Source organism: Roseimaritima sediminicola, assembly GCF_009618275.1.
Lineage (GTDB): Bacteria > Planctomycetota > Planctomycetia > Pirellulales > Pirellulaceae > Roseimaritima > Roseimaritima sediminicola.
The window spans coordinates 1-12,042 of sequence record NZ_WIAD01000047.1; the positions used below are offsets into that span (position 1 = coordinate 1).

General features: G+C 63.0%; 8 protein-coding genes. 2 read left to right on the plus strand and 6 right to left on the minus strand.

The features are described 5' to 3' along the window. Nucleotides 1–121: 121 nt before the first annotated feature. Both GE027_RS18055 and GE027_RS18060 read right to left on the minus strand, forming a co-directional pair. On the minus strand, nt 122–1,906 hold the full coding sequence (locus tag GE027_RS18055) for an adenylate/guanylate cyclase domain-containing protein (RefSeq protein WP_162006795.1): 1,785 nt from the start codon (nt 1,904–1,906) through the stop codon (nt 122–124). A gap of 32 nt (nt 1,907–1,938) precedes the next feature. Continuing rightward, nucleotides 1,939–3,597: a TrkH family potassium uptake protein gene (locus tag GE027_RS18060; RefSeq protein ID WP_153558622.1), complete on the minus strand. Its 1,659-nt coding sequence runs from the start codon at nt 3,595–3,597 to the stop codon at nt 1,939–1,941. Between the two features lie 218 nt (nt 3,598–3,815). Here GE027_RS18060 and tpx point away from each other — a divergent pair, with 218 nt between their 5' ends. Next, the gene (gene tpx, locus GE027_RS18065; protein WP_153558623.1) at nt 3,816–4,316 is read left to right on the plus strand and encodes a thiol peroxidase; all 501 of its coding nucleotides are present in this window, start codon (nt 3,816–3,818) and stop codon (nt 4,314–4,316) included. 131 nt (nt 4,317–4,447) lie between these two features. Here tpx and dnaB read toward each other — a convergent pair whose 3' ends face one another. The 3 genes from dnaB to GE027_RS18080 form a co-directional block, all read right to left on the minus strand. Further along, complete coding sequence (gene dnaB, locus GE027_RS18070) at nt 4,448–5,902, minus strand: replicative DNA helicase (protein ID WP_153558624.1); 1,455 nt, start codon at nt 5,900–5,902, stop codon at nt 4,448–4,450. 25 nt (nt 5,903–5,927) lie between these two features. Continuing rightward, nucleotides 5,928–7,538, minus strand: coding sequence for a DnaA/Hda family protein (locus tag GE027_RS18075; RefSeq protein WP_162006796.1), 1,611 nt, complete (start codon nt 7,536–7,538; stop codon nt 5,928–5,930). Between the two features lie 472 nt (nt 7,539–8,010). Further along, the gene (locus tag GE027_RS18080; protein ID WP_153558626.1) at nt 8,011–8,739 is read right to left on the minus strand and encodes a hypothetical protein; all 729 of its coding nucleotides are present in this window, start codon (nt 8,737–8,739) and stop codon (nt 8,011–8,013) included. Nucleotides 8,740–9,213: 474 nt separating this feature from the next. On the opposite strand from GE027_RS18080, the gene GE027_RS18085 reads away from it, so the two are divergent. Continuing rightward, nucleotides 9,214–9,762, plus strand: coding sequence for a hypothetical protein (locus tag GE027_RS18085; RefSeq protein ID WP_153558627.1), 549 nt, complete (start codon nt 9,214–9,216; stop codon nt 9,760–9,762). Nucleotides 9,763–9,825: 63 nt separating this feature from the next. Here the strand turns inward: GE027_RS18085 and GE027_RS23465 are convergent, their stop codons facing one another. Further along, nucleotides 9,826–11,802, minus strand: coding sequence for an outer membrane protein assembly factor BamB family protein (locus GE027_RS23465; protein WP_237607633.1), 1,977 nt, complete (start codon nt 11,800–11,802; stop codon nt 9,826–9,828). Between the last annotated feature and the right edge of the window lie 240 nt (nt 11,803–12,042).

Here is a 12,042-nt window from a genome sequence, read left to right on the forward strand (position 1 = left end):
TAATTACCGAGCAACCGTGGCTAGCGCCAAAACGGCTGATTACCGAGCAACCGTGGCTAGCGCCAAAACGGCTGATTGATGAGCAACCGTGGCTGACGCCAAAACGGCTGACCCGTCCCGCCTACTTGGTGCGCAGTTTCCACACCGGACAAAACCTCTCGTCGGGCCGGGCCAATTGATCGACCACCCGGCTGAGCAGCAAGACGGTCGGGCCGTCGTCGGGGTAGCGTTCCAGCAGCGTCGACAGGCGTCGTGCCGCTTCGAAGAAACGACGTTGCTCGAATGCCGCCAGGGCCTGTTCGTACTGATCTTTCAAATCGAAAAAATCGGCAACCGTGCCGTCGCTGATCTCATAGGCCGCCAGCGGTTGATCGATGCCGACGACCTGGACCTCGCCCAGCCGCCGAAACCGTTCGCTGTCCAGCGTCTGGATGGTCGATTCGGTCGCCAGAGCGGGAACCCGAAAGAACTTGGTGGCTCCCTGAAAACGGCTGCCCACGTTGACCGTATTGCCCAGGGGCCCGTATTTGAATTTCAGCTGCGAGCCGGTATTGCCCACGCGGGCCTGTCCGGTACTGAGTCCGACGCCGAAGCCGAAATCTTCGACCAGCACGTCGTGCCAGCGATCGCACAGCGGTTGCCGCAGGGCCAACATGTCGGTCGCCGCGGCCACGGCTCGGGCGGCATGATCGCTCTGAGCGCCCGGCGCGCCCCACATCGCCAATAGTTCGTCACCGACGTAATCGACCAACACCCCATCGTGCCGCAGCACACATTCGCTTAACTCCGTCAGGATGTCATTGATCCAGCGAATCGTTTTGGTGGCGCCCAGTCGTTGGGTGATGGTGCTGAAGCCGCGGATGTCACAGAACAACACCGTCACATCCGCATCGTGTCCATCGAGCAGACGGGGATTCGCTTGCAACTGGTCGGCGACGCGGGAGGTAAAGAATTGTTCCAAGCGCGTGCGGTTCTCCTCCTCGCGGCGGCGGGCCAAGCCGGCGGAGACCGTTTCGGCGATCACTTCCAACAACGTGGCTTCGAGCGCCGAGATCGGAGGGCTGCCCAGGGTTTGCTGGATGCGGTCGCCGCACAGCGCGCCGATGACCTGCGAATGTTCGCCGTGCAGCGGGGTCGCGACGCCGCGATCGAGGTTGACCAGGGACTCGAGCGCCAGATCGCCGGCTGTGTCGCCGAGCGGTTCGAAGAATTCGGTTTTGCCGTTATGCAGCATCGAGGTCAGCAGGGTCTGACTGAACGGCCGCGTGGACACGGCGGCCTGGTTGGTTTCGCGCGGTGGGTACTCGGCGACGCAGTCCCAGCCATCGGCGCTGCGCATTAGGATCATCGCGCGGTCCAGTTCCAAGGCTTTGGCGGCGGCGTGCGTGGCGGCCTGAAAGAATGCGGTCGATCCGGCCGGGTGTTCGCGAATCTGCAGGATCATCCTCAGCAGCTGGACGACGGCTTCGCTGCGGGTACCGATATCGCGGTCCGCAACCATCCGCGTAAAGGACATCATCGGCGCCGAGGCGGTCAGCGGTTCGCCCGGCGTCTCGGTCGCCGGCGCCCGATGGGTCCGCGCACTCCAGGCGTCGTTGTAGACCTCGATGGCGATCGCCGGTGAAACCTGGATCCGAACCGGGCGCGAGAACGCGTGTTGCTGGCCCGGACCGACCGTACCGAAACCATCGATCTGAAAATCGACGTGTTCGTGCAGGTTGCGGATCAGCAGATCGTTGTCGACGACGGCGACCCGCAGCAGTCGGCGGGGAAAGTAGCGATTGGCGTTGGCGGCGACGATCACCCGCGGCACCGGCCCCGCGTCGTGGCGTTCGAACGGTGGCGGTTCGCCATCCTGTTGGCGTCCCACCTCGACTTCGGCCAAGGCGTACGATGCGACCGACATGCCCGAGCAGAAAACGGTCAATTGGATCATCGTTAGTGACGCCGCCAAAAATTCGGAGAAAGCAAGACCAACACGCTGAATAACTCCACTCTCCCCAGCATCATCAACCACACGAACAGCAGTTTGGCGCCCTGGCTGAAGCCGGCATAGTTCTTGGTCGCTCCGACGACGCCCAGGCCGGGGCCGATATTGTTCAGCGTCGCGGCGACCGCGCTGGCCGAATCCAACAGCTTCTCATCCAGGGTGCTTTTCAGCCGTTGCTGGGGCGTTTCCAGGATCGGTGGCTCGGCGTCGTCCGGACGGTCCGTAGGGGTCGTGATCGCCGCCGCTCCCTCGCTGGTGCGCCGCACACCCCAGGTCTCATCCGGTTCCAGGGTTACCAACAACATCCACGACCAGATGAACAACGCCAAGAACAGACAGAAGTACAGCATGATCCCGCGGGACAGATCCGGATCGTCCACCACTTGCCCGCCGACACGCAACTGGCGGACGACTCGCGGTCGATGCGCCCGTTCGACCTCCAGTTTTAATATTTTAACAAACAGAATGTGCCGGATCACTTTCATGCCGCCTCCGGTGCTGCCCGCGCACCCGCCGACGAACATCAGCATCAGCAGCGCCCCGCGGCCAAAGTTATTCCAGGAATCGAAGTCCGCCGTGCCGTACCCGGTCGTGGTGACAATCGACACGACCTGGAACAAGCCGTAACGCAGGGCCGAACCCGCTGAATCAAAGCGGTCGTCCTGATTGCTCATCCCAAAGAACACGACCCCGATCGTGACGATCAGGATGATGCCGAGAAAGGTCTGAAATTCCAGGTCCCGCCAGAGGCGTCGCGGCCGGCCGATCGAGCAGAAATACAGCAGCGTAAAATTCGTTCCCGCGAGGATCATGAACAGGATCGTGGTGTACTCGATCCATTCGCTGTCGAACCGTCCCAGGCTGGCGTTGTAGGTGCTGAAGCCGCCGGTGGCCATCGTCCCGAAGGCGTGGCACAGACTGTCGAAGACCGTCATGCCTTCGAGCATATAGATCATCGCCAGCACGGCATTCAGGCCGATGTAGATCGCCGCGAAGACCAGCGCCGTGTGCTGCATCCGCGGCATGCTGCCCTCCTTGCTGGGACCGGGCATCTCCGCCCGCATCATCGCCTTGCCAGCCGACCCCTGCCCCAGGATCGCGACGAACAGGACCACGATGCCCAGCCCGCCCAGAAAGTGCGTCCAGGAACGCCAGAACAAGACGCAGTGCGAGACCAGGCGTGGGTCTTCCAGCTCCGTCAGCGTCGTCGCCCCGGTCGTACTGAACCCCGACTGGGCTTCGAACATGCATTCGACAAACGTGATCGGTCGTTCCGGAGCGACGTAGGTGTCGCTCAGGTAGATCGGCAGGGCCCCGAGCACCGTGGCCATCACCCAGCTGAGTCCGACGATGGCCATCGCTTCCTTGCGATACAGCGTCTGGCCGCGCGAGGGACGTCCCAGCCGGCGGAGGCTCGCGCCCAGCACGCCACAGATCAACATACTGACCGTAAACGCACCCAGCGCACGCCACTCGATCGATTCGGCGGCCGGTGCGTACTGGCGATTCGCCAAACCGGGAAACGCCCAGGGCAAACTGAAGATCATCGATCCACCGATCAACAGGCAGACCGCGCCCAGCAAACGGCTCAGCAACGCGAAATTCATACAGATCCCGGAAAGCGAATGATCTCAGCGGACACGGACTTGCATTTGGATACCACCGAAGCGGGACGGGCCGCCACAGTCTAAACGATCACCGGGGATTACAAGAGCGAGTGGCGGTCCGCCAGATCGCTGCCCGTTGACAGCCCGCACGTGGTGGGGAATAAACTGCCTGTGTGCTTCAGATTCGTTCTCTCTCGAACCTCTAAGGAAATTTCAGCATGGCCGAAGTCAAACTCAAAGGTAATCCCTGCCAAACCTGTGGCGAACTGCCCTCCGGCGGCAGCGATGCACCGCCGATCAAGTTGACCAAGACCGACCTGTCCGAGACCACCGGTGCGGACTACAGCGGCAAACGCGTCGTTCTGAACATCTTCCCCAGCATCGACACGCCCACCTGCGCCACCAGCGTGCAACGCTTCAACAAAGAAGCCAGCCAGCTGGACAATACGGTCGTGCTGTGCGTCTCGCGCGACCTGCCCTTTGCCCAGAAGCGATTCTGCGGGGCCGAAGGACTGGAGGATGTGGTGCCGGCTTCGGATTTCCGCAGCGGTGACTTCGGCCGCGCCTACGGCGTGCAGATCGAAGACGGCCCGCTGGCCGGCCTGTTGGCCCGCGCCGTGGTCGTCCTGGATGAGAACGGCAAAGTCATCCACAGTGAGTTGGTCGAGGAGATCGCCAACGAACCGAACTACGACGCCGCCCTGGCCGCGCTGAAGTAGCCCCAAGACGTTAGGGCTGCGTCACCATTTAATCTGAGGGCCCGGGGAGGGCCCTACGAAAACCCTCTCCGGGCCTAAGAGCCCGACTCTCCCAGTGGGAGAGTAAAACCGAATGAAATGTTGCGACGTGCTTAGAACCCGCTGGGGGCCTGGTACTCGGCGTACTCGTCGAATTCGTCGTGGCGATCCGGCGCTTTGTTCTGGAACCGCGTGTACTGCTTCTCCCAGGTCAACTCGACCTCGCCGACCGGACCGTTACGCTGTTTGGCGATGATGATCTCGGCTTGTCCGGCGTACTGCTCGCGTTCTTCGCCGCGGTGGTAGTACTCTTCGCGGTGCACGAACATCACGACGTCCGCGTCCTGCTCGATGGCCCCGGATTCTCGCAGGTGGCTCAGTCGCGGGCGGTGGTCCTTGCTGTCTTCGGCCTGCCGGTTCAACTGGCTGAGGCACAGCACGGGGACTTTGATTTCACGAGCCATTCCTTTTAAGCGCCGAGCGATCTTGGCGACCTGTTCCTGCCGCGGGTCTCGAGAGTTGTCCGGTTCGATCAGCTGGAGGTAGTCGATCACGATCAATCCCAGCGAACCGTCGCGGCGCACGATCCGGCGGGCACCGGCCGCGATCTCGCTGACCGTCCGGCTGGGCGAATCGTCGACGTAGAACGGCGACTGGCTGACTTCATTGGCCTTCTGCATCAAGCGTGCGCGTTCTTCGGTGGTGATGTCCCCGGCCCGCAGCTTGTGACCGTTGACGCGGGCCAGCGAACAGAGCATCCGGTCGGCCAACTCGATCGCCGACATTTCCAAACTGATGAACAACGCCGGCACGCCACTGGCCAGCGAGATGTTCTCGGCGATGTTCATCGCGAAGGCGGTTTTGCCCATACTGGGCCGAGCCGCCAGGATGATCAATTCGCCCTCGTGGAAGCCGCCGGTCATGGCATCGAAGTCGATGTAGCCGGTTTCGACCGTGCCCTCGGAGTGTTCGTTGCACATACGGGCATCGATGCGGTCCATCGCTTGATGCAGGATGTCGCTGATGTTGTTGACCGACTGTGTGGAGCGGCCGTCCATGATCGAAAACACCCGCTGCTCGGCCTGGGCGACCAGGTCGCGAGCCTCGTGCTTTTGCTCGTAAGCGTCGCGGAGGATCTCGGTGCCGGCACCGATCAGTTTTCGATACGTCGCTTTCTCGGCCACGATCTTGGCGTAGTACACCGCGTGAGCGGCGTTGGGCACCGCGGCGGCCAGCCGTCCCAGGTAGGCGGCCCCGCCCACCGCTTCGTACTCCTCGGCTTTGCGCAAGCGCGAAACCAGCAGGGTCACGTCGATCTTTTCGCCTTCGTCGTGCATCTCGCGCAGGTGCGCAAAGAGCTTGCGATTGGCATCGTCGTAGAAATCGTCCGGACGCAGGATCGACGCCAGGTCGTCACAGACCTCCGGCAGCAACAGGATACTGCCCAGCACCCCCATTTCCGCTTCGCGATCAAAAGGCACCTCACGCTGCAAGATCTCGCTCGCGGAGGGTTCTTTTTTCTTTCTGTCTCGGCGCGACCGGTCGCGGTCGTCTCCACCTGCAATCATTACCACCACTCCGTTGGAAAAACGTCTATCCCGTACGCAACATGTTTTCGATCGTCGCCGCCGCCTGCCGCATCCGCTGGGCATCGGGGGCCTTGCCATCACCGGCCGTCTCGGACTGTAACCAGCATTCTACGCGTTTGGTGGCCGCGATCACCGTACTATGGCTGCGATTGCCGAAGTACCCCCCGATCTCGCTGTACGCGGCACGCGTGTATTGCCGCGCCAGATACATCGCCAACATTCGCGGTTGGCTGACACTGCGTGTTTGGCCCCGCGACTGCAACGTGCCGGTCGGCAAACCAAACGCATCACAGACCGCTTTCTGAATATCGTTCATGCCGATCACCGGCGCGGCCGATCGCAGGATGTCGCCGGCGGCCGAATCCAAGACCTGTTGCCACGTCGGCATCTGGCCGCGCAACTGGGCAAGAGCGCGAATTTGATTGATCAATCCCGACAAGACGCGGCCGTCGCCGGTGGCCGACCCGGCCAGCGGCGTCAGCAGCGATTCGGGCAATTCCAATCCTACCATTGCCGCAAACTGCTGCAACACCGATCGCCGGCAGTCCTCGTCCAAGGGCCGCACGCTGCACAGCATCCCGCCGCTGAGCCGGCCGGCCAGTTCGGTGGGCAGCCCGTCGATCTCGCCCGGTGGCCGGTCCGCGGCAAACATCAACTGCTTGCGGCTTCGCAGCAACGCGTCGACCGTGTGCTGCAACTCGCGCAACGTCGCGCGTTTGTTACCGCCGAAGAACTGCACGTCGTCGATGATCAACGCGTCGACATCGCGGTACCGCCGGCGAAACGTCGGCAAGCCGCTGCCGCGAAGGGCGGTGGTAAAATCGTTCGTGAAATCTTCCGCCGTCAATTGAATCACCCGCGGCAGACGATGCTTGCGACGCAGCACCTCACGCACGGCGGTCAACAGATGCGTTTTGCCCGTGCCCGAGGGTCCCCACAGGAAGACCGGCGAAGCCGAGCCCGGTTGTTCGACCACCATCCGCGTCGCCGTGTGGGCCAGTTCGTTACAGGCGCCGACCACAAAATGCTTCAGCGACATCGACCAACGCGTCTGCGGCGGCTGGGTCGAATCCGTCGTCGCCCCGCCCCCGGTCGCACCGTCCCCGCCGGCATTCATCTGCACGCGGTTGCCGTTCATCTTGACCGAAACGCTTTGCGGGCCTCGGGAACGACGGCGCGTCGGCCGTGTGCCAGCCGGACGCGGTGCCGGACGGTTTGGCGGCTCGGCCGTCGCTGCGGTGCCGGGACCAGCTCCGCCAGCCGCAGCGGGCGAGCCGACAGATTGCGCCGCGGCAGACGGCGGGTCCGCGCTTCGCGCCCGGTCACCGGCCGCGGCGCTTGCAGGTTCTTGTACTTGGTCGTCGGCGGACGCTTCGTCGCCGGCCGTGGCGATGATCCGCACCTCGGCATCGGGACCCAAGACTTGACGAGCCGCGTGGCGGACGTCGGACAGGTGCCGGGCTCGCAAACGATCGGCCGCGAAGGCGTTGTCGGTCGACACGGTGACTCCAGCGGAATCCACATGCAGCACGACGCCTTCGCCAAACCATAGCGCATAACGACCGGGGCCCATTTGCCCGCGCAACGCCTCCTTGATTTGTTCAGCGACATCCATGCCACCTGCTTGTTTCAGCTGGTGCATACCGGTAGCGCAACCCTCCCTGATGGACGATGGCCAGTAGCGAAAATGAAACCCAACCCAACAGACGGAGGCAGCCGAGACGCCGGCGCAACAGCGCTCGACATCGAACTGCTCTCAGCGGCGACAAGGCCCCCGTGCGTTTCCTTCGTTGAGTGACGACAGGCGGGAATTGTAGGTCAGCTAGCAAAGGAGTCAAACTGGAGTTCAAGAGTTTCGCAGGCGGGTCTGCGACGACCGACGCGGGACTAGGAAAGCCCCTGCTTTTCATCGTCGGCAGCGACCCGGCGGCGCCTGCACCAGCACTTTGACGATCGGTGGAAAAGCTGTAGAACGTTTCCGCCCAAACCGTCGCGGACGCAAAAACCGTAATCGTAAAGCGTCTGAGTATAACTACTTAGGGGAGTGCTAGCAAAAACGAAGGTTCGGTTAAAGTGCGGCGTCGGTTTTAGCCCAAGGCGACTCGAATCCCCTGATTTCTCTCGGAGACGCGAATTCCCATCCGTCCGGCGGCCCGCGGATAAAGCGTGGCTTGAACGCACGACCAGCCCAGCCGGTAGATCAACCCCAAAGGCCGGAATCCGAGATGGGTGAAGGCCCGCCGCGAGGGCTCGTTGGTCCAGTCCATGGACGTAAAGGCGTGGGTGACCGGACCGTCAAACGCAAGGACCCCCGAAGCGTCCAAAAGGCCCGAGCCGTCTGAAGAGCCCGAGCCGTCCGAATCGCAGGAAGCGTCCGGGTCGAGCTTCCGGGCCAGGCCGAGGGCGGCGCTGAGCAGGGCCGCTGGCAGCCGTCGGCCGCGGTGCTCCGGGACCGTGAATGCGGTATGAACGAAGACGCCGCCGGCGGGCAACTTTAGATCGGTCCCCAGATGCGGTGCACGGCTGAAATGGAAAGCCGCGGGAACATGGCCGCGAGCCAAAAAGACGTAGGACGCCACCCGGTCCCGATAGAAGGCGGCCAGACAGTGCTGGGCTGAATCCGCGGCCACAATGCCACGGGGCAGGCCCAGCGCCGACCGCTGGTCGGGGCCCAGCGGTTTCAGCTGGTACCCCGGGGGTGGGTTTTGCGGAGCCAAACCAGCGGTTTCGGCAACCAGCAGGCGTTTTACATCCAGCACCGCAGCGCGGCGGATGGCTCGGTAGGACCAGCGAAGACAGGGCTGCAGCAACGACATCGATCCGGCCGGGGCAAACGGCGAAGGTAAACCAAGCGGTCCAAGACGACTCTCCACAGACTCCTCGGCAAGTCGGCAAGTCGGCAAGTCGGCAAGTCGGAAAAAGTCCTTCGGCATGGGGACCTGCTGACTGAAGTCTAGATGGCGGCAACGGCCGGTTTCCCGTCTGACGGGGCTACTGGCAGCAAAACTTGCAGGCATTGCGAAGGCTGTAGCGGCCAACGGGTTTGTAGCGATTGCGGTGGCCGGATGCATCGTGCCCGCGCGGTTCGTTAAGCCGTATCGCTGGTATCGATCAGGACAGGATCGCCCCGGCAAAAAACGCGGCAAAGCGGTATTTCGACTACATAAACTGTTGAGTCGCGCGGTTTGACGGATACCATCGAAACCGTGGCTGCTCGCCGCGGGTGTGTTGCCCGTGATGGATGGGATCGGCCAGTTGTGGAACAACAAACATGATGAGACGCGTTCGATATGAGCGATACGCACCCTGTAACTGACGAAGTCGATTTGTTGCTGGACAACGCACGCTTGCGGGACGAGCTGGAGCCCTACGTTGACGAATCGGTCGACGGCACGGTCCGCATGCCGCTGAATGCCGAAAACGAGTATCTGGCTTCGATGTTGGCTTGGGAGCGAGCGCCGGCAATGCCGATCGCCAAATGGTTTGATCCGCCTTTGCAACTGCCGCACCCCGAATCGTTGTCCGACCAACAGATCCACGAACTGCTCGAGCGGACGATCACGCAACTGCGTCAAGCCCACGTGATGCTCGAGTGCACCGAACACCTTTCGGACCGGCAACTGTACACCATCATCGTTCGCGACATCCTGCCCTGTTGCGAAAAGAAAGTCGACCTGCCGCACAACTATCTGTACTGGCGTTGCTTGGACGACGATGACGACCACACCTGGCTGCGCTACTACGCCTCGGCCGTCGAACGGCGTCGCTGGCAAGAAGCCACCGGCCAGGCTCCCCCGCCCAGCGAAACGCCGCCCTACCCGCGAAATACGCCCCGCTGAGCAAACCGGGGCTATCGCCCAGACGGCTCAGAGTGGGAACCGGGCTCAGAGTGGGAACCGGGGCTATCGCCCAACCGGCTCAATTAGGAAACGCTCGAAGAACGCGTAGATGGCGGCGTTGGACTGGGCGTTGGGGGAGTGCTCGGGACGATTGGTCATCGCGACCCGGTCCTCGTATCCCAGCAGCCGATTGACGGCAATCGTGTGGTTCAGGGCGAGCCAGCGCTCGGGCGGGTCCTCCGATCCGCCGGAAACCAAAAACGGCCGCGGCGCCATGAGCGCATGCAGCTCGTGCAGGTCGCGGCCCTCGGCAACCAACTGCGGATACAGTCCGCGGGCTGGGTTCTCTTTGGTGATCATGCCGCGTTTTCGCCAGGGCCGCGGGTGGTAGCCCAGGTAGTACGGCTCCCAGTAATTCACGCTCGGTCGCGATTCGTCGAACACGATGCCCGGGTCCGACCAGGCGGCGCAGGCGAATTTGTCGAACAGGCAGGACGCGAACATCGCCCACTTGCCGCCAAAGGAATGCCCGACGATCCCGATCCGCTGCGAGTCCACCTCGGGGCGGTTGGCCAACGCGTGCCAGGCGTTGGCCGCGGCATAGCCCAGCATCGACAGCGGCTGGACCGTGGCCCGGTCAATGTGCGGATGGAACAGCGCGTAGGTTTTCGAAGCGGTGGCCTCGCTGGTCCCCAGCGACAGTGTCACGAACCCGCGCCGAGCCAGCTGGAGGGCGAAGTCGCGGTAGGGTTTGCCCTGGCCGATCGCGGTTTCCGGTTCGTAGTACACGGTGATGACGGCCGGGTGCGGTCCCGGGCCCTCGGGCACCAACAGATACCCTTCGGTGCGGTTCTCGGGCGTCCACTGCAAACCCACGCGATGCACGCTCAAGCCCTCCTCCCTGGTCGTCTCCAGGATTTCCAGCTGCTGGTCCTCCATCAGGGGCGGCCACGCGCCCAGTTTTTCTTGCCACAGCTTCAGGATTTCGGCTCGTCGCCGCTGCCAGTCTTCGGCGGTTCGAACGCGACTGCCATCGGCGAATCGCAGCGGCGAGCGGTAGTCACCATAACGATCGCGATACTTCGGAGGCGGCGTAAAGGCTCCGGCCAGCGGCCCGGCCCCTTCAGCCGACTGCGCTGCATCGGCCGATTTCGGCGGGTCGGTCTCGGCGTCGTCTTCCAGGATCAAGCAATTCGAGACGTTGTTGCCGAAGGTGTCGAATCGATCCAGCGTCCAGACGACGCGTTTGGTCTCCGGTTCTACCTCGATCAACAGCGGCTGGCCCGGCCCGGCGTGGCAGTTGCCGATAACGCGGTTTCCGTTGGCCAGCACCTGCACCGTGGTGACCCACGCCAGGGTGATCCCGGGCAGGTCGTGCTGGCGGATCTGCCACACGATCTGACCTTCCGGATCGACTTCTAGGACACTGTGCCCGTTGCCCGTTCCGATCAGCGTGTTACCGCCCGCCAGTCGCAGGGCCGAGAAGACTTTGTTGCCAAACGCGTCCGGACCGTGTCCCGGGGCGGGTTCGCGGTCGAACAGCGGAACGCGGTACTGCCAAACGATGTGTCCCGCCGCGTCGTATTCGCGCACCGTGCCGTCGGCTTCGTGGCAGACCAGGTAGTGGCCGCTGGCCAGTTTTCGGGCCAGTCGCGTATCGGTATGCGGGTGCGGGTTTTCCACGACCAACGGCACGGTGTGGACGATTCGACCCTGCCGATCGACTTCGATGATCCGCCGCCGCCCGCTCTCGGCGATCATCACCGTGCCATCGTCCAGGGGCTGGAAACCGTGGATCTCCACCGGCCCGCTTTGTTCGCCTTCGGCACCGGCGGCGTCGTATTTCCAAACAACCTGTTTGCTCTCGCGGTCGATCTCCACGACCGCCGCCTTGCCCTGCTGGACCATCAGGTTGCCGTTGTCCAGCACATGCAGGTCATGAATCGGCCCCCAGGGCCGCTGCCACTCGATGGCTCCTCCGGTGTCCAGGATGACCAACCGTCCGTTGCCGTGCAAAGCCACACGATGATCCGCGGACACCGCAGCCGGGAACCAGAACAAACCGCACCACAAGAGGAGAAAGCGGCGAGCAGAAGCAGAAAGGGGACGCATTGGCAAAACCTGTCAAAAGGGTCCGGTGGGAGGAACGGGGCGGGTGGAAAGGACAGACAAGGGTGGGGCGGACAGAGAGCGTGGGCAGACGGAGACGTCTCAATCGTACCCGAGCGGCAAAGCATACCACAAATGCGGATCGTGAACGAAATGCGGGTTGCGAATGTT